Annotated in this window: 25 protein-coding genes and 1 pseudogene; 10 read left to right on the top strand and 16 right to left on the bottom strand. The window is 70.0% G+C overall.

The features are described from left to right. The 3 genes from STRCI_RS38790 to STRCI_RS38780 all read right to left on the bottom strand — a co-directional run bounded on the left by STRCI_RS38790 (position 1) and on the right by STRCI_RS38780 (position 2,839). Entirely contained in the window at positions 1 to 1,095 is a 1,095-nt protein-coding gene (locus STRCI_RS38790) for an ABC transporter substrate-binding protein (protein WP_269663695.1), read from the bottom strand. Positions 1,096 to 1,296: 201 nt separating this feature from the next. After that, positions 1,297 to 2,331 (bottom strand): LacI family DNA-binding transcriptional regulator, encoded by a 1,035-nt coding sequence (locus STRCI_RS38785; protein ID WP_269663694.1) that lies wholly within the window; start codon positions 2,329 to 2,331, stop codon positions 1,297 to 1,299. A gap of 100 nt (positions 2,332 to 2,431) precedes the next feature. Next, complete coding sequence (locus tag STRCI_RS38780; protein ID WP_269663693.1) at positions 2,432 to 2,839, bottom strand: YrdB family protein; 408 nt, start codon at positions 2,837 to 2,839, stop codon at positions 2,432 to 2,434. Positions 2,840 to 2,930: 91 nt separating this feature from the next. Between STRCI_RS38780 and STRCI_RS38775 the strand changes: the two genes are divergently transcribed. Beyond that, positions 2,931 to 3,158 carry a hypothetical protein gene (locus tag STRCI_RS38775; protein ID WP_269663692.1) on the top strand — a complete coding sequence of 76 codons (228 nt, stop codon included), beginning with the start codon at positions 2,931 to 2,933 and terminating at the stop codon, positions 3,156 to 3,158. 179 nt (positions 3,159 to 3,337) lie between these two features. On the opposite strand, the gene STRCI_RS38770 is transcribed toward STRCI_RS38775, so the two are convergent. The 6 genes from STRCI_RS38770 to STRCI_RS38745 all read right to left on the bottom strand — a co-directional run bounded on the left by STRCI_RS38770 (position 3,338) and on the right by STRCI_RS38745 (position 10,359). Beyond that, the gene (locus tag STRCI_RS38770; protein WP_269663691.1) at positions 3,338 to 3,778 is read right to left on the bottom strand and encodes a peptidase inhibitor family I36 protein; all 441 of its coding nucleotides are present in this window, start codon (positions 3,776 to 3,778) and stop codon (positions 3,338 to 3,340) included. Between the two features lie 31 nt (positions 3,779 to 3,809). Next, positions 3,810 to 4,607 carry a hypothetical protein gene (locus tag STRCI_RS38765; protein WP_269663690.1) on the bottom strand — a complete coding sequence of 266 codons (798 nt, stop codon included), beginning with the start codon at positions 4,605 to 4,607 and terminating at the stop codon, positions 3,810 to 3,812. 248 nt (positions 4,608 to 4,855) lie between these two features. Next, the gene (locus STRCI_RS38760) at positions 4,856 to 6,694 is read right to left on the bottom strand and encodes a tannase/feruloyl esterase family alpha/beta hydrolase (RefSeq protein WP_269663689.1); all 1,839 of its coding nucleotides are present in this window, start codon (positions 6,692 to 6,694) and stop codon (positions 4,856 to 4,858) included. Positions 6,695 to 6,795: 101 nt separating this feature from the next. Beyond that, positions 6,796 to 8,418, bottom strand: coding sequence for an eCIS core domain-containing protein (locus tag STRCI_RS38755; RefSeq protein ID WP_269663688.1), 1,623 nt, complete (start codon positions 8,416 to 8,418; stop codon positions 6,796 to 6,798). Between the two features lie 231 nt (positions 8,419 to 8,649). Next, positions 8,650 to 9,786 carry an MBL fold metallo-hydrolase gene (locus tag STRCI_RS38750; protein ID WP_269663687.1) on the bottom strand — a complete coding sequence of 379 codons (1,137 nt, stop codon included), beginning with the start codon at positions 9,784 to 9,786 and terminating at the stop codon, positions 8,650 to 8,652. Positions 9,787 to 9,858: 72 nt separating this feature from the next. Beyond that, positions 9,859 to 10,359: a PaaI family thioesterase gene (locus STRCI_RS38745; RefSeq protein WP_269663686.1), complete on the bottom strand. Its 501-nt coding sequence runs from the start codon at positions 10,357 to 10,359 to the stop codon at positions 9,859 to 9,861. Between the two features lie 92 nt (positions 10,360 to 10,451). On the opposite strand from STRCI_RS38745, the gene STRCI_RS38740 reads away from it, so the two are divergent. From STRCI_RS38740 to STRCI_RS38730, 3 genes and pseudogenes are all read left to right on the top strand, one after another. Further along, positions 10,452 to 10,919 carry a winged helix-turn-helix transcriptional regulator gene (locus STRCI_RS38740; protein WP_269663685.1) on the top strand — a complete coding sequence of 156 codons (468 nt, stop codon included), beginning with the start codon at positions 10,452 to 10,454 and terminating at the stop codon, positions 10,917 to 10,919. Positions 10,920 to 11,167: 248 nt separating this feature from the next. Continuing rightward, positions 11,168 to 11,497, top strand: a pseudogene (locus STRCI_RS38735) (transcriptional regulator); the annotation flags it as partial. A gap of 75 nt (positions 11,498 to 11,572) precedes the next feature. Next, positions 11,573 to 12,448, top strand: a complete 876-nt coding sequence (locus tag STRCI_RS38730) for a PhzF family phenazine biosynthesis protein (protein WP_269663684.1) — start codon at positions 11,573 to 11,575, stop codon at positions 12,446 to 12,448. On the opposite strand, the gene STRCI_RS38725 is transcribed toward STRCI_RS38730, so the two are convergent. Together STRCI_RS38725 and STRCI_RS38720 are read right to left on the bottom strand one after the other, a co-directional pair. Then, positions 12,441 to 13,559 (bottom strand): ABC transporter substrate-binding protein, encoded by a 1,119-nt coding sequence (locus STRCI_RS38725; RefSeq protein WP_269663683.1) that lies wholly within the window; start codon positions 13,557 to 13,559, stop codon positions 12,441 to 12,443. The two genes, STRCI_RS38730 and STRCI_RS38725, sit on opposite strands and share 8 nt — an antisense overlap. 31 nt (positions 13,560 to 13,590) lie before the next feature. After that, positions 13,591 to 14,349 carry a hypothetical protein gene (locus STRCI_RS38720; RefSeq protein ID WP_269663682.1) on the bottom strand — a complete coding sequence of 253 codons (759 nt, stop codon included), beginning with the start codon at positions 14,347 to 14,349 and terminating at the stop codon, positions 13,591 to 13,593. Positions 14,350 to 14,617: 268 nt separating this feature from the next. Here STRCI_RS38720 and STRCI_RS38715 point away from each other — a divergent pair, with 268 nt between their 5' ends. The 3 genes from STRCI_RS38715 to STRCI_RS38705 all read left to right on the top strand — a co-directional run bounded on the left by STRCI_RS38715 (position 14,618) and on the right by STRCI_RS38705 (position 16,400). Continuing rightward, the gene (locus tag STRCI_RS38715) at positions 14,618 to 15,295 is read left to right on the top strand and encodes a hypothetical protein (protein ID WP_269663681.1); all 678 of its coding nucleotides are present in this window, start codon (positions 14,618 to 14,620) and stop codon (positions 15,293 to 15,295) included. A 66-nt stretch (positions 15,296 to 15,361) separates the two neighbouring features. Then, positions 15,362 to 15,691, top strand: coding sequence for an antibiotic biosynthesis monooxygenase family protein (locus STRCI_RS38710; protein ID WP_269663680.1), 330 nt, complete (start codon positions 15,362 to 15,364; stop codon positions 15,689 to 15,691). 115 nt (positions 15,692 to 15,806) lie between these two features. Then, the gene (locus STRCI_RS38705) at positions 15,807 to 16,400 is read left to right on the top strand and encodes a DUF4291 domain-containing protein (protein ID WP_269663679.1); all 594 of its coding nucleotides are present in this window, start codon (positions 15,807 to 15,809) and stop codon (positions 16,398 to 16,400) included. Here the strand turns inward: STRCI_RS38705 and STRCI_RS38700 are convergent. Then, positions 16,389 to 16,826, bottom strand: a complete 438-nt coding sequence (locus STRCI_RS38700) for a hypothetical protein (RefSeq protein WP_269663678.1) — start codon at positions 16,824 to 16,826, stop codon at positions 16,389 to 16,391. The genes STRCI_RS38705 and STRCI_RS38700 overlap by 12 nt on opposite strands. A gap of 162 nt (positions 16,827 to 16,988) precedes the next feature. Between STRCI_RS38700 and STRCI_RS38695 the strand changes: the two genes are divergently transcribed. Beyond that, positions 16,989 to 17,831: a trypsin-like serine protease gene (locus STRCI_RS38695; RefSeq protein WP_269663677.1), complete on the top strand. Its 843-nt coding sequence runs from the start codon at positions 16,989 to 16,991 to the stop codon at positions 17,829 to 17,831. On the opposite strand, the gene STRCI_RS38690 is transcribed toward STRCI_RS38695, so the two are convergent. From STRCI_RS38690 to STRCI_RS38680, 3 genes are read right to left on the bottom strand one after another with little or no spacing between them, the layout of a single operon-like run. After that, on the bottom strand, positions 17,825 to 19,186 hold the full coding sequence (locus tag STRCI_RS38690; RefSeq protein ID WP_269663676.1) for a dipeptidase: 1,362 nt from the start codon (positions 19,184 to 19,186) through the stop codon (positions 17,825 to 17,827). The genes STRCI_RS38695 and STRCI_RS38690 overlap by 7 nt on opposite strands. Before the next feature lie 3 nt (positions 19,187 to 19,189). Further along, positions 19,190 to 19,627, bottom strand: coding sequence for a hypothetical protein (locus STRCI_RS38685; RefSeq protein ID WP_269663675.1), 438 nt, complete (start codon positions 19,625 to 19,627; stop codon positions 19,190 to 19,192). Next, positions 19,624 to 21,090, bottom strand: a complete 1,467-nt coding sequence (locus STRCI_RS38680) for a glutamate/gamma-aminobutyrate antiporter GadC (protein WP_269663674.1) — start codon at positions 21,088 to 21,090, stop codon at positions 19,624 to 19,626. The genes STRCI_RS38685 and STRCI_RS38680 overlap by 4 nt, the downstream gene beginning before the upstream one ends. A 180-nt stretch (positions 21,091 to 21,270) precedes the next feature. Here STRCI_RS38680 and STRCI_RS38675 point away from each other — a divergent pair, with 180 nt between their 5' ends. Both STRCI_RS38675 and STRCI_RS38670 read left to right on the top strand, forming a co-directional pair. Further along, complete coding sequence (locus STRCI_RS38675; RefSeq protein WP_269663673.1) at positions 21,271 to 22,527, top strand: threonine/serine exporter family protein; 1,257 nt, start codon at positions 21,271 to 21,273, stop codon at positions 22,525 to 22,527. Between the two features lie 100 nt (positions 22,528 to 22,627). Beyond that, complete coding sequence (locus STRCI_RS38670) at positions 22,628 to 23,485, top strand: GNAT family N-acetyltransferase (RefSeq protein WP_269663672.1); 858 nt, start codon at positions 22,628 to 22,630, stop codon at positions 23,483 to 23,485. Here the strand turns inward: STRCI_RS38670 and STRCI_RS38665 are convergent. Next, complete coding sequence (locus STRCI_RS38665; RefSeq protein WP_269663671.1) at positions 23,482 to 24,684, bottom strand: erythromycin esterase family protein; 1,203 nt, start codon at positions 24,682 to 24,684, stop codon at positions 23,482 to 23,484. The genes STRCI_RS38670 and STRCI_RS38665 overlap by 4 nt on opposite strands. Positions 24,685 to 24,706: the final 22 nt, after the last annotated feature.

The following is a 24,706-nucleotide window of genomic DNA, read 5'->3' as shown; positions in this document are numbered from 1 at the left end:
TCAGTACGCCTTGCCGAGATCACTCTTCGCGTTGTCCGCGCCGTAGGCACCGTCCTCGATAACGATGTCCTGGGCGACTTCCTCACCCTGGGTAAAGGTGTCGAGGGTCTGGAAGGCCAGCGGGCCGAAGCGGGGGTTGGACTCGATGACCCCGCTGATCCAGCCGTCCACGATGCCCTGGACGGCGTTGCGGGTGCCGTCGACCGTGACGATCTTGACGTCGCCGGCCTTCTTCCCGGCGCCCTTCAGCGCGGCGACGGCACCGAGGCCCATCTCGTCGTTCTCGGCGTAGATGCCCTTGATCCCGGGCTTGGACTGGATGAGCTGCTCGGTAACCTGCTGGCCCTTCTCGCGGGCGAAGTCTCCGGTCTGCTCGAACACGACCTTCAGCTCGGGGGCCTTCTCCGCGATGCGGTCCTTGAAGCCCTTGGTGCGCTCGGTGGTCACGTTGTTGCCCGCGGCGCCGAGCAGGATCGCCACCTCGCCCTTGGCGCCGGTCGCCTCGATCATCTGGTCGGCGGCGCGCCGCCCCTGCTCGACGAAGTCGGAGGCGATGAAGGAGACATAGTCCTTGCAGGCCGTGGCGTTGATCTTGCGGTCGATGGTGACGATGGGGACCTTCTTGGCGGCCGCCGCCTGCAGGACCGGGTCCCAGCCGTCGGAGTTCAGCGGGGCGATGACCAGCAGGTCGGCCCCCTTGGCCAGCAGGTCCTGGACATCGCTGATCTGCTTGGAGAACTGCGACTGGGCGTTGGCCGTGAGCAGTTTGACCCCGCGCTTGTCCGCTTCGTCCTTGATGGACTGCGTCTCGGCGATACGGAACGGGTTGGCCTCCTTCTCGGACTGGGAGAAGCCGACGGTGGCGTTCTTGAGGTCGAGCTTCTCGGCGCCGTACGCCTCGATGGTGCAGGTCTTGCCGCCCGGTGCGGGCGAGGCGACCTTCTGTTCGGCGCCTGCGGCGGTCGCGGAGGAGGTGCCGCTCGACGCGTCGTCCTCCGACTTCGCGCAGGAGGTGGCGGTCAAGGCCACCGCGGCGGCCAGGGAGACGACCACGGGGTGGGCGAGTGGGCGACGACGGTGCGTGGTGCGCTGCATGGTGACCCCGATCCGGGCGACGCTGAAGGGAGTTGAGGTGGTGGTGAACGAGCGGATTGGCGCTTCTCCCTGGCGGGAAAGGCCGTTCGACCTGCCGCACAGAGGTTTTTACATCGTTGGAAGGATGCTGTAAACCCCCTGTGCACCAAGGGGACTTGGGAGGCGTTCGGGAGTGCGGGGAGTTGGCGACCGGCGGGCGGATCAGCCCTGGCCGTCGCGGTGCGGCGCACCGCGCCCCAGCGTGCTCTCCCGCTGCACCAGGCGGTAGTCCGCCCATACCCGGCGCGGTTCGGGCGCGTCACCGCCACCGAGCCGGGCCAGCACCGACTCGACCGCGAGCCGGCCGATGGCTTCCTTGTCCGGCGACACGGAGGTGAGCGTCACCGCGCCGAACCGCCCCTCGACCACGTCGTCGAACCCGACGATCGCGATGTCGTCGGGCACGCGGAGCCCTCGTTCGTGCAGGACGCGCATGGCGCCGATGGCCATCGGGTCGTTGTAGGCGAAGACCGCGTCGGGGCGCCGTCCGGATTCCAGGATGCGCGCCATGGCGGCGGCGCCGTCCGCGTGCCCCCACCCGTCGGTGGCGGCGACCAGCCCGTCGTCGGCGGGCAGTCCGGCTGCGGTGAGCTCCTCGCGCCAGCCCCGTACGCGCAGTTGGGCGGGCTCACTGCGGCCGCGCCGCGCGCCGATGAACGCCACCTCCCGCCGACCGAGGTCGATCAGGTGCCGTACCGCGGCGCGGGCCGCGGCGACGTTGTCGATGGCGATGTGGTCGTACGGCAGGGCGTAGTCCCGTTCGCCGAGCAGCACGAGGGGGACGTTCTCCGACTGGTCGCGCAGATCCTCGGTCTCCAGCTCGATCGGGCTGAGGATGAGTCCGTCGATGACCCTGGCCCGGAAACCCTGACTGACCAGGATCTCCTGCTCGCGGCGGCCGCCGGTGTGGTCCAGCAGCACGATGTAGTCATGCGCGGCGGCGGCGTCGATGACGGTGGCCGCGAGTTCGGCGAAGTAGGGGTTGCCCAGTTCGGGCAGGGCGAGCGCGATGATGCCCGTGCGCCCCTTGCGCAGGTGCCGGGCGGCGAGGTTGGGCCGGTAGCCGAGCGCGTCGATCGATCGCTGAACGCGCTCGCGCATGGCCGGCGTGACGTGCTGATAGTTGTTCACCACGTTGGAGACGGTCTTGATCGAGACCCCAGCGTGCGCGGCGACATCCTTGAGGCTGACCCGCACGGCAATCCCTTCACGTCAATTTTACAACGTTATACAGGCGTGGTCGGCGGGCTGACAAGGTGAGGGGACGGACGGTCGCGAGTCCCTGCCGGGCTCTGAATCAGGGCAGATTCGGCGACCGTACACCCGAGGGCGAGGCCCGGAAGTACTCGGCCACCGCGGTGTTGACGGCCGTCACAACGGCCACGACGCCCGCCGCGACGGGGTGCCCGACCGCGTACAGGGCAGCGGCCCCACCCCCGAGCACCAGCGCCTTCACCACCAGCACCAGGGCGAGCCGGGGCCGCCAACGGGCCCGGGGCGCGGCGAACATCCACCACACGAGGACCGCGAGCGAGGGTGTGCCCACACCGAGCAGGACGCGCAGCGCGCCCTCATGGCCCGCACCGAATCCCCACCAGCCGAGAAAGGCCAGCGCGGCGATTTCCAACAGGAACGCCAGGACTTCGTTCGCGACGAACCAAGGCCGCGCATCGAGCCCCGCCACCCCACTGCCGGTCCCCGCCATCCGCCACTCCCCCATCGAAGATCTCCAGCCTGCCGGACACAGCCTGACCACACCTGGCCGGAAAGGGAAGTCGGTGGATAGGGTCACGATCGTGACCAGGAAGCCCTCGCCCTCCGTTCCGGACCCGCTCACCGCTGCCGCCGCGACGGCGTTCCTCAACGCGCAGGAGATCACGACGACGGACTGCCGGGGCTGCGGCGCCGAGGTGTCCGGGGTCAACGGACGCTACGCCTGCGGGGTCTGCGGGTGGACGAATCACTGGTCCGAGGGACACAACCAGTTGCCGGGCGCTCATGAGGACCCGGACGCGGGCGCGTGAACCGCGTGGGGTTCGAGGACGCGGACGATGCGGCGGAAGCCTGCCAGGACCGTCAGCCCCGACTGCGGAAGGCACGCGAGCGAGTATCGCAGGCGACAGCCGCTCACGACCGGTCGGCGAGGTGGAGACGCTGATTCCACGCCTCCCCCTTGCCGACCGAGCGCCGGGGGTTTACTCGATCACCAAGTACCCGAAGCGTTGTTGTTCTTCAGGGACGCGTTCAGGTTCTTGAGCGTCAGCGAAAGGATCTGCTGACAGGCCACCGCACAGCTGTAGTTGCTGTTGTAGAAGACACCGAAATGCCGGTCCTTTCGGTTGTGCACCGCGGCGGCGTTGTTCTTCACGGTCTGACCGGCTCCCTCGCCTCCGTAGTTGGAGATCAGGAATGCCGAATCACGGTAGTCGGGGATGGGAGTGAACTGCCTGAAAATTCCGTTCAGACCGTTCTCGATCGAGTTGTAGTACAGGCAAACGTCACCCGCGTTGCAGCTGTACGGCGGGCAGTTGACCCCCACCGTGCAGCTCGAAGCCGTCTGGGCCTGTGCCGTGTCCGTCGCTACGACATTCAAGCCGAAGAGGCTCAGCGACACCGCGAAAGCACCGATCAGTCTTCTCTTCACATTCCCGCCCTTTCGTTGCCGACCCACTGCCCTACCGCGATTCGTCGAGAATCTCGTGGGCCGCTCGCACCTGACGCGTCAACTGCGTCTTCACTTCGCGGAGCTTGGCCAGATTGGCTTCCACGGCCCGCTCTTGATATTCGTAGTCCACGGCGAACCACACGCCTACGACGTTGTGCTCGCTTCGGCACTTCTGGTCCGCGACCGCAGTGTCGGTTTCCTCGCTGGAGGGTTGCGCGGATTGCGCCCAGCGCGCGTCGCTCAGGGCCTCGAGCGGAGTGCGGTAGGAGTACTCGCGCTCCCGCATACAGAGCGACCAGCGCTCGAACACTTCGAGGGTTCGCTTGTCCTTCTGTCCATCCGCGAGCGTCTGGAATTTCAGCTCGGTCGCGAGATCGCTGTCCCCCACGACGCCGTCGCGGGCCCCCGTCATCCTCAGTACGGAATCCCCGACGCAACCACGGCTGCGTACCTTGTGGCCGTCTCGGGTTGTGCCGCCGGGACCGAAGTCCGAATTGAGGTCGCGGGCTCCGGTGAGAGCGAACCACCTGTCGGCGTCCGACTGCGTTTCGGCGGAGTCCTGCGAACGGTCAGGGAAACCGCCCGCAGGATGGTAGCCCCACTTCCTCGCGTGAGTCATGCTCTGGAATCCGAAGCGCCCGTCGACCCGCGTTTTCGGTGCGTCCTCCCCTGACAGGCCGGAGTCGACGGGGCGGGAAACCGGGTGCTCATACCCGTACTTGCGCATGCAGTGCGCAATGCCGGTCGAGTACGCCAGGAAGACCGATTCCTGCTGGGCGGGATTCAGCAGATACTTGTCGAGCGGCATGTCACGACTGTTGGCATTGGTCAGACGAGGCGCCTGCTGGGCGGCGCGGCCGCTCGGGACGGCGTCCCCGTCGCCACCGGAACCGGTGTCCGCGCCAGACGCACAGCCGGCCAGTAGGGCTATGGCCGCAAGGAGCGCCGCACTCGAACCGAATCGCGGCACACCGACAGTGGGACGCGTGCTCGACATTCAACCCCCAGGCGACTCAGCATCTGCGCAGCACCAAGTCATGGCCTTACGGAGGCGTATTACTCTGATCTGCGCCCAGAAATTATCATGCCCATGACGGTACGACCAGCCGTTCCAGAGGTCTGACGCTCCGTCAGCCAGGTCCGCGCAGGACGGCAAACGAGCTTGCCGTCCACGGCCCTGCACCAGGTCTGGTAGCCCTGGGAGTACAGGCGCTTGCCGAGCCAGTTGTAAGCGTCGGCGTCCGGCCGGGTGGATGGGGTTCGCGGTACGAAGTTCGAGGCGTCGTCGACGCTGCCTGTGCCGTCGTAGCGGGCGACCTGCGGGTACGGATAGACGGGGCGGGTGCGCGTCACGGTGCCGTTGGAGACGTTGGACGCGACGATCCGGCCGGGCACGGTGGCGCTCTCCGCCCAGGCCATCACGGGGGTGAGGATGTCGAAGGTGTTCGGTCCGGCACCGCCGCCGCAATGGGCCACGCCCGGGAACATGTAGAACTTGGCGAAGCGGTCGGCCGCCCTCGCGCCCATCGTCTCACGGAGGGCGTCGTAGTAGGCGAGCGTCCCCTGCGGTGAGATGTGCTGGTCGTTCCAGCCGTGCCACAGAAGCAGCTTGCCGCCGCTCCTCGCGTACGCGCCGAGGTCGGGGTCCATGGCGGCCAGGTAGCTGGAGGACTGAACCGTCTTCCAGAACGACTCGTCGGTGAACTTCAGGTCGGACAGACGGAATTCGGGGTTCGGGGCGTTGGTGTGGGCCAGGTAGCGGGTGAAGGACGTCACGAAGTTCTCGCTCGCCACGGTCTGGCCCTGCGCCAGCGGCACGAACAGGGTCCACTCCAGCTCGGAGCCCCACTCATGGGAGATCGGCAGCTCAAGTCGGCGGCCCTGCATGTCGGTTGCGCCGTCGTGCAGGCGCTGGACGACGGCGGCCTGTGCGGCGGTGAGGCAGGTCGACGGATCCTGGCCGGAGTCGCACACCAGCGTCTTCGGGTCGAAGTCGCAGCGCCGCGGGTCGTCGAGCACCCCGTCCGTGAGCCCGTCCCGTGCGTCGCAGGCGTCGAGCACGGCCTGGTGGATGAGGGGAAGTTGGTCGGCGAGGAGGATGTAGTCGCCTTCCGCGTCCCGGTTCGTGAGGACGTTCCAGGCGTGGTGGAAGGTGTTCTGGACGACCATGTTGTTCGCGGGCGCCCCGGCGGCGATGCCGTCGAAGTCGTCGGGGTAGCGCTGCGCCTCCATGAGCGCTTCCCGGCCGCCGTCGGAGCAGCCGGTGAAGTAGGAGTAGGCGGGGCGCTTGCCGTAGAACTCCGCGATGACCGCCTTGGCGACCTCGGACGTGACGTGCACGCCGCGATAGGCGAAGTCGATTTGGGCCTGGGGGTTGTCGAGCGCCCAGGAGCCGTCGTTCCGCCCCTGGTGTCCCATGTCGGTCGTGGCGCTGGCGACGGTGCCGTCCTTGATGACCGGACAGGCCGACGCCTGACCGTAGCTGATGTTCGCGCTTCCGCACAGGCCGCCGCAGCCGGTCTGGACGTAGCGCTGTGTCCAGCCGTCGACCGGAAGGCGCAGGACGATGGTGTTCGCCGGGGCGATCGTCCCGCGCACTTCGCAGTACGGGGCCGCCCCCGTGATCACGACCTTCGCGGAGGAGATCGAGACCGGGGCGTCAGTGACACCGTGGAGGTCGAGCCCCGGCACGCTCGCACAGTCCATCACCGGCAGCACGGCGGGCAGATCGGCCAGGCCGTCCGCCGTGACGGCCTGGCGCGAGGCTGTCGCGCCGCGCGCGGAACTCGCGTCCGTGGCGGGCACGAGGACCGCAGCGAGCATCGCCACCAGGGCCGCGCCCGCGGCCAGGGCCGTTCTGGTTCGACCGCGGACGAAGGACCATCGCATGCGCATGGGTTACCCCTCTCGGTGTGGGCGCGCGCCTGAGCGGTGGCGCGCCAACCGGTGAGAGTGGACCATGCTCAAGATATCGTCAACAATTTTGACGGCAATATCTAGGGAATCAGCAACTCGCTGTAAGTGACCTTGGTTGTCCTGCCGAAGGGGCGCATGGGGTGCACCACGTCCCATTCGCGCTCCTCGACGACGACGGACGGCGGATCGACATTCCGCTCGCTGATCTCGATCCCAGTGAGGTCCAGCCGGGTCTCGTACGGCGTCACTCCCGCGAAGGGCACGTACTGGCTGTCCTGTACGGACATCACCTTGATCGTGAAGTAGACCGGCTTGGACGGGTCCTGCGCCTTCACCCTGCGCGCCCAGGGCGTGGCGCCCTGCCTGGCCCGCTCAATGTCCTGTTCCAACTTCTCCGCGAGCTTCTGGTTCGCGTAGTAATCCAGAGCGGCGAAGGCCAGTGCCCACAACAATGCGCGTCCGCCGGATTTGAGTCCGGCCTTCCAGTCGGGCCGCGGGCCGACCTGCCGCGGGGTCGGCGGAGCGACGGGCGGTGTGACGGGCCTGACGTTCAAAGGGGATGCGGGCGCTTCGGCGACGGGTTCGGGGGCGGCAGGTGCGGGCTGTGGAGCGGGAGCCGGGGTGGGTACAGGAGTGGGTGCGGGAGCCGGGGTTGGGGTGGGAGCCGGGGTCGGGGTCGGGGTGGGAGCCGGGGTGGGCGCGGCCGGCTTCGGCTTGGCCGTGGCTTGCGGCTGTGGCTGCTTCCCGGCTGAGCCGCCACCGGCGGTGCCCGGCAGCGGGGCCAAGGGCGGCGCCGTGGGTACGGTGGCCCGTTCGTTGAGAATGGACACCAGCTTGTCACTGCCGGCGGCCCTGACCTCCGCCCTCCAATGAACGGTCTCCGGCGCCCTGATGGTCACGCCCTGCCGCTCGCCCAGAACGCGGCAGTCGGCCTGGAAGTCGATGAAGACCTCACCGCCCTGCTTCTGCACCGCGTCGCGGGCTCGCCGGACGACGTTCTCGACTTCCGCCGTACGGCTGATGTTGAAATTCTTCGGAGTGTAGGCGATCCCCGCCTCCTCCCCGATCGCGTCGGGTCCCGCGAGATGCCAGCGGTCGAAGCCGGTCAGCCCGATCTGCCCGGGCAAGGGGTACTTCTTCTCCAAGCCAGGTCGAGCGATGGGATCACCGATCCGCCCCCACACCCGCAGTCGCACCATCCCTCCGGGCAGCGGGGTCTCCTCGTATTGGATGACAGCTGGGCCCAGAACAGCCGGAGGCGGTCCTGCGGCCTGCGTGGTCTGCCGGGCGATGACCGTGCGGCCCGAGTGGTCGTACTCGACGACGTGCGCGAGTTCATGCGCGAGCAGACGGCGGCCAGTGGGACCGTGCGGGGACTCACCGTGGCCCATCACGATGTCGTGCCGCACGCTGTAGGCGCGCGCCGACAGTTGCCCGGCCATCAGCGATGCCTGGTATCCGCCGTGCACCCGCACGCGGCTGAAGTCGTGCCCGAAGGCACGTTCCATCTCGCCCCGCACCGCTGAGTCCAGTGGCCGGCCGCCACCCGGCGGCACGGCGCCCTCCACGGCGTCGCGCGATCTCGCGGGGCGACGCGTCGAGGCCGGCGGGCCCACCGGACGCGCGGCGGCCACGCGGTCGGCGAGGGAGCCGGCCGCCCGCTCCGCGGCGTCCCCAGGCCGGGTGACGGGCAGGCCCCGCACGGTACGGAGCGACCATGCCACCGGCCTGCGGCCGGGAGTTTGGGCCGCTGAACGCTCTGCACGCGCGAACGAGGTCATCAGGATCCTCCCGTGGAACCACCACCCCTGCCGACGAGCACACCAATTGATCACGATATGGGCGGACGGCGATCTGCGCCTGCCAGAGGTAGTCACCCACACGGACGGTGTTGGGCGTACGGACAAGAACCTCGGCGCGCGAGGGCCGACAGGCTATCGGTCGTCCGTTACAAGGCTCTGGAGCGTCGGCCGGGACCACGGCGCGTCCACCTCGGCGGACTCCGGTCGCAGGCCGAGCGCGTGGAGTTGGTTGACCGCTGTCATGGCGGTGAACATCCTGCTCGGGTTGGCGCCGCCGGCTCCGAGGGCCGCGGCGGCTTCGAGGTAGCCGGTGGTGAAGGCGCTCGGCCGGATCCGGCCGCCCGCCCCGGTCAGTTCGAGTGCTGCCGATTGCAGCGCGGTCGCCTGCTCCAGCAGGCCGTCGAGGTAGGTCACCGCCTCGGCGCCGCGGCGCAGCGAGAACGTGTGCCCGTCGGTGAGGAGTTCGGCCTGTTCCTCCTCGAACAGGCGGGCCGCGGCGCCGAGTACGGTCTGGAGCTTGAGCTGGTCGGCGTCGATCATCGCGCCGCACGGCCCGTTGCCCTCGTCGGACAGGTGAAGGACTCCGCAGTCGCCCAGGTGCACGATCACATGCCCGGCGCAGTGGCCCTGGCTGCGCAGCACGCGGACGGCACCGCCGGCGAAGGTCCAGCCGGTGAACCGCAGCGAGCCGATCCGGATCCGCTCCAGCGGTCGCTCCTCGTAGGTCCGGGTCGTCGCCCCGAAGGGCCGCATCGGCTGGAACAGGGACACCAGCGCGGTGGCGGCCTGCGCGGGCGGCCCCGGCAGCGGCGCCAGCCCGGCGACACGGGCCAACGACCGCGTCCAGTACGGCTTCGGGTACCGCATCTGGTCGACGTCCGGGGCGGGTACATAGTGCTCGACCGGCACTCCCAGCTCGTCGGCCAGGTCGTTGTTGCCGACGTGGTCGAGGTGGCCGTGCGTGGTCAGCAGCAGCGCCCGGGACCAGGGCCCGACCTGGTCGGCCGCCTTCCGCAGGGCCGTGCGGAAGGGCGCCGTGACGCCGGTGTCGACCATCACGAGCGTGTCCCTGACCCGGTGCACGAGCGCGTTGGCCACATCCGGCCGGCCGTGCGCCACATCCAATTCCTGGCCGAGGACCAGCACGGTCCGGCCGTCGATCTCGATCAGATCACCGAGCGCGGTCATGACACCTCCCGCGGTCACGACCGGGTCCGGTCCTGCCACGACGTCGACGAGGATGCCCCCGCCCACGAGCGTACGCCGCACCCGAACCGGTGTCCCCAGGAAGCCCCCGCGCCCCCGGCTCGGCCGGTCAGCCGTTCCGCACGAGCCCGTCTCTCAGACCGCGGAGGGAGGCATCGGGAACAGCAGACAGCTGCTCGTGGCGTGGGCGAGCAGGCGTTCGTCCTCGTCGACCAGCTTGGCCTCGGCCAGCGCGGTCGTCCGGCCCCGGTTGACGATCGTGCCGATGGCCCGGACCTTGCCCGTGTCCGCGGTGATGCGCTTGAGGAACTTCACGTTCAGGTCGAGCGAGGTGTACCCCATGCCCGGCGGGAGCGTGGTCTGCACGGCGCAGCCCGCCGCGGAGTCGAGCAGGGTGGCGTAGACACCGCCGTGCACGCTGCCGATCGGGTTGTAGTGCTCCTCGCCCGGCGTCATCGAGAACACAGCTCTGCCCTCTTCCACCTCGTCCAGCGTGAAGTCGAGGGTGGCCGAGACGGGCGGCGCGGGCAGCCGGCCCGCCTGCATCTCCCGCAGGAAGTCCATGCCGGAGGCGCGGCCCACGACGGCGGCGCTGGTCGCGGGGTCCTCCCACTCGTAGGTGCGTGTACGTCCCATGCCTCGGCGTCCTCTCAGCTGGCTTCGTCGACTGAAGCTAGCCCGGCGCCCACCTGACTGTCAAAGGAATAGTCAGCCCGTAGCATGGGGGCATGGAGTGGCTTGAGGTCAGCACCGAGAACTGTCCCGTCCAGTGCACGCTCGATCTGGTCGGCGAGAAGTGGACCCTGCTGATCATTCGGGACGCCGCCACCGGCGTACGCCGGTTCGACGACTTCCGGCGCCACATCGGCCTGTCCGAGGCGGTCCTCAGCGACCGCCTGCGCAAGCTCACCGCGGTCGGAATCCTCCGGACGGTCGCCTACCGCGAGCCGGGCAGCCGCTCCCGCAACGAGTACCGGCTGACCCGCAAGGGCTGGGACCTGTGGCCCGTACTCGTCGCCCTGCGTCAGTGGGGCGAGGCATACGCACCGGACCCCGAGGGCCCGGTCCTGGACCTGCGCCACACCGACTGCGATGCCCCGGTCCGCGTCGTCGTCGAGTGCGCCGAGGAACATGTCGCCCTCACCCCGAAGGAAGTCTCCGCACGCCCCGGGCCCGGCGCACGACGCAGGGCGTAGGTCCGTCCCGCGTTGTGGGCGGCGGTGCGGGCGCCTCATCGCTCGCGACGCCACGGGTCGCCTCCGGCGCCGTCCCTCCACAGCGGCAGATCGACATCCCAGTCGTCGGCAGCGACGATGCGGGCCGTCCTCATCACCGAGCCGCTCTCCACGGGTCCGGGATGCGGCACGTGATGCAGGAACTGTCCGTCGTTGAAGCGGACGCACTGCGCGGCGTACGCGACGGTGTCGAGGATGATCGTGCGAACACCTATGCCAACGTCGACCTCTATACGGTCGGTGTCCACTGGGCGCTGGGGGACGCCGGGGCCGCCCTGGAAGCGGGGAAGAACCTGCGGGCCGACCAGTTCCCGACCGCCGAGCGCAAGGCCCGGCTGGGCACCGACATGGCGCGCGCCTGGTGGGCCTGGCAGCGGCCCGAGCAGACCGCGCGGGCACTGCTGGACGCCTTCCGGGCCAGCCCCGGCGAGGTCCGCGACCGGCCCGCCATCCGGCGGATCGTCATCGAACTGGCCGAGCGGCATCCGCGGACCAGCGGCGTACGCGAGCTGCACACAGCCGTGGTGCGGACCGGCTGACGTCTCGGGATTCGGCTCCGCATCCGTGTACGGGATCTTGGGAACTGTCGAGTAGTCGCCGGGCGTTCCGTAAGCATGACGACGAACCGCCAGCGGCCCGAGGTGCTGCGCTACACCGCCTTCTCCAGCTCTCCCGACGGTGGAAACCCGGCCGGTGTCGTGCTGGACGCCACCGGCCTCGACGACCACGACATGCTGGCGATCGCCGCTGACCTCGGATACTCGGAGTCCGCCTTCCTGACCGAGGAGCCCGAGGGGATCGACGGGCAGCGGGGACGGGCGTACCGCGTCCGCTACTTCAGTCCCAAGGCCGAGGTGCCGTTCTGCGGGCACGCCACCGTCGCGACCGCCATCGCGCTGGCGGAGCGGATCGGCCCCGGGGAGCTGGTCTTCGCGACACGCGCCGGTACCGTGCCGGTGCGGGTGACCGAGGAGGGCGGGACCGTCACGGCCACACTCACCAGTGTCGAACCGCATGTCGAGGAGATCGCCGACGCCGACCTGAGCGAGGCGCTCGCCGCGCTCGGCTGGCCGGCCACCGATCTCGACCCGGCTTTCCTGCCCCGCACAGCCTTCGCCGGTGCCCGCCATCTCGTGCTCGCGGCGGCCACCCGCGAGCGACTGGCGGATCTCGCCTACGACTTCGCGCGCCTCGAAGCCCTGATGCACCGCCTCGACCTGACCACGGTCCAGTTGGTGTGGCGGGAGTCGGCCACTGTCTTCCACGTCCGCGACCCGTTTCCCGTCGGCGGCGTCGTCGAGGACCCGGCGACCGGGGCCGCGGCCGCCGCGTTCGGCGCGTACGCGCGTGAACTCGGTCTGGTGCCCGAGGACTCCGTCCTCACCCTCCATCAGGGCGAGGACCTGGGGCGCCCCGGTGAGCTCACGGTGACGCTGCGCGCGGGTGACCCGAGGGTGCGGGTCGGCGGCACGGGGGTCCGTATCAACTGAGGCCAGGACCGCCCGGTACGGCGCGCAGGATCCGGAAGCGGTCGGGCGCCGCCGGGTCCCGGTCCACGACCTGGACGGGCGGCCAGGCCCACTGCCACACGCCGATACCGGGCGTGCGGGAGAACCGGATCGGGCCACGGGTGCCGTCGACGGCGACGCGCGGCCAGGATTCGGCGATGCGGGCTCGGTCCGTGCCGTGCGAACGGAGCAGCTCGGCCAGGACGGTGACCGTGTCGTAGCCCTCGAAGGCGACGAAGGACGGGACTTCGGCCAGGCTCTCGCGCAGAGTCGTCGCCACTCGGGTGCCGAGGGGCGTGAGCTGTTCGGGCAGATAGCGCAGGAACGGGATCGCGGTGCCCTCGTCACCCAGCAGCGCCGCCCATTCGGCGAACTCCGGCTGCCCGGCCGGAGCGCCGAGCAGGATGTCGGTGAGGCGCCGGTCGCGGCGGACGGACCGCACGATCAGCACCGCCGGATCCGGGTGGCCGACCAGGAGCAGGAGGGCTGTCGCGCCGTTGTCGACGAGCGCGTTGCACACGGCGTCGGGGGCGAGCGTGGTCATGTCGAGTTCGATGACCGTTCCGCCGCGTGGGGCGAGGTGGTCGCGCAGGATGCGGGTCCCGGATGCCCAGTAGACGCTCGGCTGCGTGGCCACGGCGATGCGACGGTGACCGGCGTCGAGGAGGAAGTCCGCGTAGATCCGCCAGCCGTGGGACTGCGCCGGGGGCAGGCGCGCGACCCATTCGGTCGGCTGCTCGGTGAGCCCGTCGAGCACGGCCGACGAGCACAGGAACGGCAGTCCGAGGGCGTCGGCCGTGGTGGCGGCGGCGCGGGCGACGACGCTGTGGTACTCCCCCGCCAGAGCGGCCACGCCCAGGCCGGCCAGCTCCTCCACGGCCGCCACGGCCATCTCCGGATCGGCCGCGGTGTCCCGGACCACCAGTTCAAGCGGGCTTCCGCCGACCCCGCCCGCGTCGTTGACGTCGCGAACGGCCAGCTCGAGTCCGGCGAGCAAGTGGTGGCCCGCCTCGACCCAGCCCGGGCGGGTCAGGGGGACGAGGGCGCCGATCCGGGGGTGCACCTTGGTGATCACACCGGGTATTGCATCCATCACCGTCGCCGACGGGCAACCGATTATCGCGCTACGGGCAGGTCTCGCCGAACTTGACCGCCGTGAGCGTGACCGGCTGGCCCTTCAGTGCCACACCGGCGGCGGGCTTCTGGGTGCACACCTGCCAGTTCGACTCGACCAGGATCCAACGGTCTTCCGGCGTCGCGTCCTCGACCGTGAGCGACGTGCCGGAGTCGAGTGCCCCGCGGGCGGCGTTCACGGACTTGCCCTTGAAGTCGGGCATCCTGCCGTCCTTCGCGGTCGGCGGCTTCTGGTCCTCCGCCGGGCAGTCCTCCTCCAACTTGACCGCACCGAAGTCGAGTTCGGTGTCGGTCGACGCCGACGTCCCGGCCTTGGCGCTCTGGCTGCACACCTTCCAGTTGCGGTCGAACACCTGCATACGGTCGCGGCCGAGCGCGTCGTGGGAGTCGAGGGCGTGGAAGCCGAGTTCCTGTGCCTTGTCCTGCGCGGACTGCAGGCCCATCCCGACGAAGTCGGGCACCGTCGCCTTCGCCTTCGGGTCGCCGCCGGAGGCGGGCTTGGCGTCCTCGGCCTCCCCCGCCGCGGCGGGCTTCGCGTCGGCCGTTTCCGTCACAGTGACCGTGGGCCGCGGTGCGGCGCTGCCGGCGCCGGTCTTCTGCTCGCCGCCGCCGTCCGAGGAACCGACGCCGACTCCGACGAAGAAGACGAGGAGCGCGGCCGGGATCGCGACCCGCTTGCGAGCCCACCTGGGCCGGGCGGCCGACGACCCGGCGAACGGGGGCTGAGCGGGCGGCTGGTTGTACGACATTCATCCCTCACTGGTGCTGCGGTGTCAGATGACCGTAGAGGGGGGTGAGCGGTCGACGACACGATGGGGCGGATCAGTGACGTAAATGTGATTGAAGTGTGAACTTCGCAGGTCGGCGCCCTTGCCTACGCCGCACTCGCCGGGCGCCCCACCGTGCTTCCGCGCGCGGCTCGGGCTGGGCCCAATTCCCGCCACCTGAAAGGTAATTGGCCGCGAAGCGGGTATCCACTTCACAGGTGGCATCGGGGAAGCATGGGGGGCTGACACTGTGGCGCGCCTGTCGTGGTCGTCCGGTCCCGTCCAGTCACGTCGCGCGCAGCGCCGCGAGGCCGTACGTCTGCTGCGGGCCGGCGGGCTCTACGGGCCCAGGTTCCGCGAGGTGTTACCGGCGCTGGTGCTGGTGGTGGCGGTGGTGTGCGCCGTGGTCGCGCTGCTCGCCTGGGGATACCGCGCCGTGGGCATCGCGATCCCCATCACCGGTGTCGTAGCGGTCGTTGGCGCGGTCGCGCTGTGGATGCGCCGCCGACGACCAGGGGCCCGTCGCCGCATCGGGTACTACACCCCGGACGACCTCCTCGAACTCGACACCCAGGGTCTCGCCCTGGCCGTGGCGCGGATGCTGCGACGGGACGGATGGCGGGTACGGCTGATACCCGCGCCCGACCGGCCACATGTGCGCGCCCGCAACACCGACGGGTGCCATCTCGACGTGGCCTTCCGGCCGGTGGCCGAGCCCCTCCCCGACGAGGAACCCCCACGTCCCCGCGCGCACCGCGGAAAGGCGGACGACGACATCCTCCGCGTGGTCGTGCACCGAGGCACCTTCGCGGCCCGCGACGTCCAGTGGGCACGGCGGGACGGCCGGACCCGCCTGCTCGACGGCTCAGCGCTACGGCGTTGGGGAGCGGGCGAGGAGTTGGGCGTACTGCTGGCCGAGGAAGGTTGACGCCCCGTCCTGTCCCCGTGCGGGGCGACGCCGGTCTGCCGAGGGCCGTGGGGCAGGATGAGCACCATGAGCGTAGTCAAGATCAACGTACTGTCCGTTCCGGCCGAGCAGCGCGAGACCCTGGAGAAGCGCTTCGCCTCCCGCGCGCACGCCGTCGAGAACTCCGACGGCTTCGAGTGGTTCGAACTCCTCCGGCCCGTCGAGGGCACCGACAACTACCTCGTCTACACGCGCTGGCGCGACGAGGAGTCCTTCCAGGCGTGGATGGAGGGCCCGATGAAGTCCGCCCACCAGGGCGGCGGCTCGGAAGGCGGCGACCGCCCCCGCCCCGCGGCCAGCGGCTCCACCCTGTGGTCCTTCGACGTGGTGCAGCAGGCGGGCCCCAAGGGCGAGTAGCGCCAACGGGTCTTACGTCACCTGGCGGGACGGGAGCCACGCCAGGTGACACCGCCAACGCCCTCCGTCGAAATTCAGTGGCCGTCCGCACCGGCCGCGTCCCAGGCTTTCCGCCATGAACGAACCGCAACGCGTGATCCGTGCGGCCCATACGGAGTCCACGATCACCGTCTACCAGGCGTACTCCCCGGAGATCGGCCTGCCCGCCGCCCGCGAGGGCCGCTTCTCCGGCGCGTGGAAACGGGACAGGATGACGTGGATCAAGCCGTCGTTCCTGTGGATGATGTACCGCTGCGGCTGGGGCACGAAGGTCGGGCAGGAGACCGTTCTCGCCGTCGACATCAGCCGTGACGGCTTCGAGTGGGCGCTGCGACACGCGTGTCTGTCCAGCTACGTCCGTGGCGTGCACCCGGATCTGGCCGGCTGGCAGCGTCAGTTGAAGCGGGCGCCCACCCGCGTGCAGTGGGACCCCGAGCGGGACCTGCACCTACGGCCACTGCCCTACCGGTCCCTCCAGCTCGGACTCTCCGGTGAGGCCGTACGGCGCTACGCGGACGAGTGGACGGTCGCCATCCGTGACGTGACTCCACTTGCCCATGAGGTGCACGCTCTGGTCAGGGCTGGTGAGTTGGAGTCCGCCGCCCGGGTGCTTCCGCAGGAACGTCCCTATCCGGATGGGGAAGGGCTTCTCGCTCACCTACGAGGATGACGGCACGGCCGGGACCGTCGCTCGCTGTGTCTCGTAGCGGAGTGCCGCTCCGGTGATCAGGGCGCCGAGTCCCTCCCACAGGGCGACGCCCAGGAGGGCGGACGGGGCGCGGTCGCCCATCACCGCGAGGGTGAAGACCGTGCAGGTGAGGAGGCGGAAGGGGACGGTCCAACGGAAGAAGGCCTTCCAGTCGGACAGGGCGGCCAGGATGTAGTACACGCCCATGTTGACCGCCGCCATGGACGAGGCGGTGATGAAGACCAGGGTGTGGTCTCCCGGTGGGCGAGTCGAGTCGTCGTGGGTGGTGAAGCCCATGACGGCGAGGAGGGTGTCCGGCGCGATCAGTCCCACTACGCCCAGGGCTGCGGCGAGGGCGCCGAACACGGCCATGGTCCAGCCGGACAGGGAGCGGGGCGGGAACCGCACGAAATCCTCCAGGGGTGAGGGTGTTGGGGCGCTGTTGGGGCGGCCTTGATTATCGTGTCGGTGCGGACGGGCTGTGCGGTGGGGTTCGCGGCCTGAAGCCGACCTGGTCGTGCCCTCAACATCTCGGGACAATAGGCGGATGATTCCTCGGGAGTTGTGGCGATGAGAGTCCGCTGCGTACTGAGTCTGGTCGTGGGTGCCGTGCTCGCTCTGTCCGGAACGGTTTCGGCCGCCGAGCCCGTGACGGCACCGGCGCGTGCCGCGTCCGCGGTTGAGGCGCTCGGTGTCGCCGGGACGGCCTGGGTGGTGGATCAGCGCACGGAGACGCTGCGGGTCGATGTCGACTCCTCCGTGGCGGACAGGGATCTTGCCCGGCTTCGGCAGGTCGCCGAGCGTTCCGGCGGCCGTGTCGTTCTTCAGCGGCAGGACGGGGTGCTGCGCACCCTCGTGTCGGGTGGCGATGGTGTCCACGGCTCCGGGCTGCGCTGCTCCGCGGGGGTCAACGTGCGCAGTGGGACCACGTACTACTTCGTCACCGCTGGGCATTGCGCGGACGCCACGTCCACCTGGTACACCAGTTCTGCCCTGACCACCGCCATCGGGCCCACCGTCAGCAGCAGTTTCCCCGGGGATGACTTCGGTGTCGTCCGGTACGCCAACACGGCCGTGCCGCACCCGGGGACGATCGGGACCGTCGACATCACCGGCACCGCGACCGCGTATGTCGGCCAGAGTGTGTGCCGCCGCGGAGCCACCACCGGCGTGCGCTGTGGTGTGGTCACCGGGCTCAACGCGACCGTGAACTACGGTGACGGCAGCATCGTCCACGGACTCATCCGGACCAATATCTGCGCCGAGCCCGGTGACAGTGGCGGGCCGCTCTACGCGGGCGACAAGGTCATCGGGATTCTGTCGGGCGGTTCCGGCAACTGCACGACCGGCGGGACCACTTACTACCAGCCCATTCAGGAAGTCCTCAGCGGTCAGGGGCTGTCCGTCTACTGACTCGCCGCCGCGAACTCCCGTAGGAACAGGGCCTCTACGTGGGCCATGTGCTCGATCTCGGTGGGGTCGACGCTTTCGTTCGGGGCGTGGATGAGGCAGCGGGGTTCCTCGACGCCCATGAGGATGATCTCGGCGCGGGGGTAGGCCGACGCGAGGACGTTGCACAGGGGGATGGAGCCACCCTGGCCCAGGAAGGCCAGGGGCTTTCCGTAGACGTGGTGCATCGCCTTGCCCAGGGCCGTGTAGGCGGGGCCGTCGGTGGCGGCACGGAACGGGGAGCCGGTGCCTTCCGTCTCGACGGTGACCCGGGCGCCCCAAGGGGCGGCCTCCGTGAGGTGTTTGGTGAGGGCCTCGCGGGCGGCGTTGGCGTCCGTGCCCGGCGGTACGCGCAGGCTGACGCGGGCGCGGGCGAGGGCCGGGACGGCGGCGGCGGATCCGACGACGGGTGGGCAGTCGATGCCGAGGACGGTGACGGCGGGGCGGGCCCACAGGCGGTCGGCGACCGTGCCGGTGCCGGTGAGCCGGACGCCGTCGAGGAGACCGGCGTCCCGGCGGAAGGTCGCCTCGTCGTAGGGGACGCCGTCCCAGGTGCCCTCGCAGTCCAGGCCGTCGATGCGGGTGGCGCCGGTCGCCGGGTCGCGGAGGCCGGCGAGCATCTGGATCAGTGCGGCGAGGGCGTCGGTGGCCGGGCCGCCGAACATGCCGGAGTGGACCTCGCTCTTCAGGGTCTCGACGCTGACGACGAGGTCGACCAGGCCGCGCAGGGTGATGGTCGCGGTGCCGGTGCCGACCTCGGCGTTGCCGGTGTCGCACACCAGCAGGGCGTCGGCCAGGAACTGCTCGGAGTGCTGGGCGACGTACGCCTCCAGGCCGCCGGTGCCCTGTTCCTCCGAGCCCTCGGCGACGAACTTCAGCCCGACGGGGAGGTCCTCGCCGAGCGCCGTCAGCGCCCTGAGCGCGGTGAGGTGCATGACGATGTTGCCCTTGCAGTCGGCGGTGCCGCGGCCGTACCAGCGACCGTCCGCTCCCTCGGTGAGGGTGAAGGGCGGGGTGGTCCAGGCTTTGTCGTCGAGCGGGGGCTGGACGTCGTAGTGGCAGTAGAGGAGGACCGTGGGGGCTCCGGGCGGGGGCGGGCGGTGGCCGAGGACGGCGTGGCTGCCGTCGGGGGTCTCGACGAGGTGGACGTCCCTGAGGCCCGCTTCGGTGAACGCGTCGGCCACCCACTGGGCCGCGCGGTGGCACGCCTCGGGCGGGTACTGGCGGGGGTCGGCCACGGACGGGATGGCGACGAGTTCGGCGAGGTCCGCCTTGGCCCGGGGCATCAACTCGGCGATCGTCTGGGCGAGTTCGCTCACTGGTCAGTCCCTCACCGTGTTGTCGGTCTTCAGGTCGTCGATCTTGTCCTCGAAGTCGTCGAGCTTGTCCGGGCAGTAGATCTCCAGGATCTTCGCCTCGGCCCGCAGCGCCCTGCCGTCGCCGATGACGGGGCGCTGGCCGACGAAGGCGGCCCCGTTGGAGACGTTGATCTTCCACAGGGCCGACTCCAGCGCGCTGGCCGGGTCGTCGCAGACGACGCCGCCGTCGGTGCCCAGCGTCCGCTCGATGGTCCTGGTGTCGGGGCGGGGCCAGCCGGCGTCCTCGGCGGCGTCGGCGAGCTGGTTGGCCTTCTCCGCAGCCTCGTTGGTGCTCTTGACGCTCTGGTACTGGATGACGCCGATGACCGCCAGGGCGACGAGCACCACGATCGCGCCGATGTAGATCCACTTGTGTTCGGAGGCGAACCGGGTGGGGCTCATGACGGGCTCCCCTCGGACTCTGCCGCCGCCGTGCGCCAGCTCGGCTTGCGGAGTTTGAGGAAGGCGTACGGGATGAGGAAGCCGAGGACGATCAGGCCGCTGCCGATGAAGGCGACGTAGGCCCAGACGCTGCCGCCGCCGAACTGCGACGGCGGGACGAAGCCGATGGCGAGGGCGGCCAGGGATGCGAGCAGGCCTACGGTGCACAGCAGGCCGAGGGCGGGGACGCGGTAGCCGCGGGGATGGTCGGGCTGGCTCTTCCGCAGGCGCATCGCCGCGACGAACATCAGCAGGTAGACGATGAGATAGACCTGTGTGGTGATCGTCGAGAAGATCCAGTACACGTTGGAGACGTTCGGGATCAGCGCGTACATCAGGGCGATGATCGTGGTGACGATGCCCTGGGTGACCAGGATGTTCTGCTGGATGCCGTACTTGTTGAGCTGTTGCAGGAAGGGCGGCAGGTAGCCCTCGCTGCGGGAGATCTCCAGCAGGCCCTTGGACGGTCCGGCGAGCCAGGTGAGCATGCCGCCCAGCGCGGCCGACACGAGCATCACGGCCGCGATCGGGGTCATCCAGCCGATGTGGAAGTACGAGAAGAACGCGTCGAAGGCCTGCATCACACCGGCGGTCAGGCTCAGTTGGTTCGCGGGCACCACCCAGCTGATGGCGAGCGCGGGCAGGATGAAGATCAGCAGCACGAGTCCCATCGCCAGGAACATCGACTTGGGGTATTCCTTCGCCGGGTCCTTCAGCGACGAGACGTGGACCGCGTTCATCTCCATGCCGGAGTACGACAGGAAGTTGTTGACGATCAGTACCAGGCTGGCCAGGCCCGTCCAGGCCGGCAGCAGGTTGTCGGCGGTCATGGGCGCGGCGGAGGGGTTGCCCTGGCCGAGGAACACCATGCCGAGCACGACGAGCAGCGTGCCCGGGATCAGGGTGCCGATGATCAGGCCCCAACTGGACAGTCCGGCAAGGGCCTTGGTGCCACGTGACGACACCCATACGCCGGTCCAGTAGAGGATCATGATGACGATCGCGGTGTAGACCCCGTTGGAGGCGAGGGACGGGTCGATGACGAACGCGATGGTGCTGGCGACGAAGGCCAGCAGGCTCGGGTAATAGAAGATCGTCATCGCGAACTGGCACCAGACGGCGAGGAATCCGAGCGGCTTGGACAGCCCCTCGCTCACCCAGCGGTAGACACCGCCGGACCAGCCCGAGGCGAGTTCGGCCGAGACCAGCGCGGTCGGCAGCAGGAACACGATCGCCGGGACCAGGTAGAGGAAGACACAGGCCAGGCCGTACACGGCCATAGTGGGCGCGGCCCGCAGGCTGGCCACCGAGGCGGTGGTCATGAACGCCAGCGTCAGCCAGGTCAGGGTGGGGTTGGCCACCGCTCTCGCCTCACTGCGTACCGCCTTGGCCGGCTGGTCGGCCGGTACGTCCATCGACGCCATGGATCCCTCCCTGGGGGTGTGGACGAGTCACTGCACAGACTCGGCAGCGGGAGGGCCGGGCGCAGGTCGAGTGGGCCGTTCGAGTGAACAGGGCGGGGCTGGGGGTCGTAGCGTCCGAGATGCCGCTCGCCGCCCGGACCTGCACGCTGGAACACCCGGACCCGGAGTGAGGAGGCGGGCGTGGAGCAGCAGGCGGCCGCGGACCTCGACGACCTCACGGCGTTTCTGTCCCGGCTGACCGGTCTGCTGCTGCGCAGCTCCGGTGAGGGCACCCATCTCATCGGGTCGGAAGTGGCGGGATGTGCCCGGGCCTTCGGTGGCGGCGCGTCCCTGCTGCTGGTGCCGGAGGCGGCCGTACTCACCGTCACCGCTGCCGACGGGCACGGCCGTACCGTCACGGTGCACGGCTTTCCGGAGGTCTTCCGCCTCGACCAGGTGGCGGCGCTCAAGCCGCTGCTCGCCGAGGTGCGCGCGGGCGGGCTCCGCCTGGCGGAGGCGGACCGGAGGCTGGCGGCGATCGAGAGGGCACCGGCGCCGTACCCGTGGTGGCTGAAGTTCCTCGGGATCGTGCTGTTCTCGCTGGGTTTCGCGCCGCTGATGCAGCCGACCTGGTACGAGATCGCGGCCACGGCCGTGCTGGGCGCGCTCGCCGCGGCGCTCGCGGTCGCCGCCGACCGGGTGCCGCGGCTGGCCCGGATCCTGCCCCTGGTCGTAGCCACTCTCGTGTCCGTCGTCGGGATCGAGGTGTTCGCCGACGACCCGGCGCGTGGCGGACCGGTGCTGCTGATGCTCCCGGCGCTGTTCTACTTCGTCCCCGGCGACTATCTGAGCGCTGCGACCGCGGAGCTGGCCGCCGGTCTGATCACCACCGGGGCGATCCGGCTGGTCTACTCGGTCTTCCTGCTGGTCCAGCTCTATCTCGGTGTGCTGCTGGGCGTCCTGGTCACCGGCACGCCCACCCGGGCCCTCTTCGACGTGGCCGCCGACTCCGACCTGCCCCGGTGGGCGCTGTTCCTGGCGTGGATCGTGTTCACGGTGGGCACGCTGTTCGCCTTCGCCGTCCCGGTGCGCTTCTTCCTCCCGCTGCTGGTACTCGTCTACGTCACCGTGGGTGTGCAGTCGGCGTTCACGAAGCTGATCGGGGAGACGGGCGGTACATTCGTGGCCGCGGTCGTGCTCGCCGCCGCGGCCACCCTCATCGCCCGGGGGCCGCACCGCCCGCCCCGGCTGATCCTGATCCTGCCCGGCTTCTTCACCCTCACCGTCGGTTCGCTCGGCATGCGCGGTCTGACCACGCTGGCCGGTGGCTATCTCATCGAGGGTTTCGCGGATCTGCTGAAGCTGGTCACCATCGTCACCGCCATCGCGGTCGGCCTGCTGGTCGGCGGGGTCCTCGCGCAGGGACGCGGCGGCGACGGAGCCGAGGCTGCGCGCTGACCGTGTACGCGATCAGTCTCGGACGGCCAATGACTCTGACGTACCTGCACAAAACGAGGTTGACCGGCTTCCGCCGCGTTGGATCGGGGAGCATGCGGGGATGCGTCCGGACGACTGGCAACTCACCGAAGACATCGATGACTTCCTCTCCCGGGCCGGGAACTTCCTGCGTTCGCGGCCCGCCCTGCACACCATGCCGCTGACCGTGATCGAGAAGGTCCGGACCCTGGGGACGGGCGAATTCGGCGGCGGGGCAACGCTCTTCGGGCGGCTGGCGGACGGGGGTGAGGTCCGCGGCATCTGCTACCGCCTCCCGTCCCGAGGCCTCTGCCCCACTCCCCTCTCCCCCGAGGACGCCGACCGCCTCGCCGCCCACCTCGCCGGACTCGGGTACCGCCTTCCCTACGTCAGCGCCGAGCGCGACACCGCCACCGCTTTCGCCGAGTCCTGGCAGCGGTATACGGGAGCGGCGGCGAAGCTCACCACGCGGATCCGGCTGTACCGTCTCGGCACGCTCACCCCGCCGCAGCCACCCCCGGCGGGCCGGGGACGGGTCGCGGGCGAGCGGGATCTCGATCAAGTCGTGCGCTGGTGCGGTGAGTTCGTCGACACCGTCGGAGAGGTCCCGGCCGTGGATGCCCGCTCCTGGGCCGGATCGCGCTTCGCCGACCGGCACTTCACCTTCTGGGAGACCCCGGACGGCACTCCCGCCTCCATGGCGGCCGTGACCACCATGGTCGCCGGGATGGTCCGGGTGGACCCCGTCTACACCCCGGCCCACCTCAGGGGGCGCGGCTACGCGGGCGCGGTGACGGTCGAGGTGAGCCGGGCCGCGCTGGACGCGGGAGCCACGGACGTCGTGCTCTTCGCGGACCCCGACAACCCCACCAGCAATGCCCTCTATCAGCGGATCGGGTATGTCCAGGTCGCCGAGTGGGCCGTGTACGACTTCCGCTAGCTCTGCCGGACGTCCTTGACGAACACAATGGCGTCGGGGTCTGTCAGATGGCCGGGGTCGAGGGGGGCGTAGCCGAACCAGGGGGACTCCCGGGGCGTGGGGCGGGTGGCGCCGAGGGCGGCGGCGAGGTGGCGGGGCGCTACGACGCAGCGGTCCTCGGGGAGTTCGTACAGGAGACCCTCGACGGTGTCCGGGTGCGGGGTGTCCACTCCCTGGTGCCGGATGGTGCCGACGGCGGTGGCCGCGAAGGCGTAGTCCTGGCCGAGGTGGGCGTGCACGAGGGCGCCCGCGCTCCACCACTCCAGCAGTTTTCCGGCCATCCGCATGCTGCTCTTCCTTCGCTGGAGGTGGGCGTTGTGGGCGTGGGCGAGGACCGGGCCCCGTTCGGTGAGGGCCAGGAGGTTGTGGGCCATCATCCGGCCGCGTGTGACCACCAGTTGGGTCATGCGGGCCGGTGAGGTGTCGGCCATCGCGCGGTGGTAGCGCAGCAGGCCGGTGGCGGTACGGCCGTACAGGCGGGCTCGGTCCCAGTCGTCCCGCGAGGTCGTGGCGATCAGGTGGGGGGTCTGTGCGTCGAGCAGGGACACCAAGTCAGCTTCCAGCAGGCTCAGTTGACCGGCCTCGGGAGACCGGCCCACGGACCGGGTCGGGTCCGTCATCGCGGCCTGGTGGGTCCAGCGGTCGTCCGGGCCCAGCAGCTCGCCGAGGGCTTCCGCCGAGCAGGGCAGGAGGCCGGCGTCCACGTGGGGTGAGAGGTAGCCGTGGAGTGCGGTGAGGGCTTGGCGGGGGCTCTCGGCCGCGGCCATCTCCAGCGGGCCGTCGAAACCGGCGAAGCGGAGGCGGTCGGACGCGGGCCTGTCCGCGTTGTGGGCGCGCATCCAGGAGACAAGGTCGCGGTTGGCGGCCGAGGCGCCCCAGCCGTGGCTGAACCCGTGCCGCATGACCTCGTCGAGCGTGCCGGTGCCCGTGGTGACGTAGTCGTCCACCAGCAGGCCCCTCATACAGTCGCTCTCGATCGCGATCGTGCGGTATCCCTCCTGCTCGACGAGTTGGCGGAAGAGGTCGTTGCGGACGGCGAGCAGAGCGTCCTCGCCGTGGGTGGGCTCGCCGAGGGCGAGCAGTCGGGGGCGGGCCGGGAGCAGTCTCATGACGGTGGCCGCCTCGACGGCATGGGCGGTTTCCTTGATGTCAGTCGCCATGCCCTCAACGGTATCGTTGAAC

The sequence above is a fragment of the Streptomyces cinnabarinus genome (genome assembly GCF_027270315.1).
Classification (GTDB): domain Bacteria; phylum Actinomycetota; class Actinomycetes; order Streptomycetales; family Streptomycetaceae; genus Streptomyces; species Streptomyces cinnabarinus.
The sequence above is the reverse complement of the archived record's forward strand: the minus strand, read 5'-3'. Positions and strand labels throughout refer to the sequence as shown.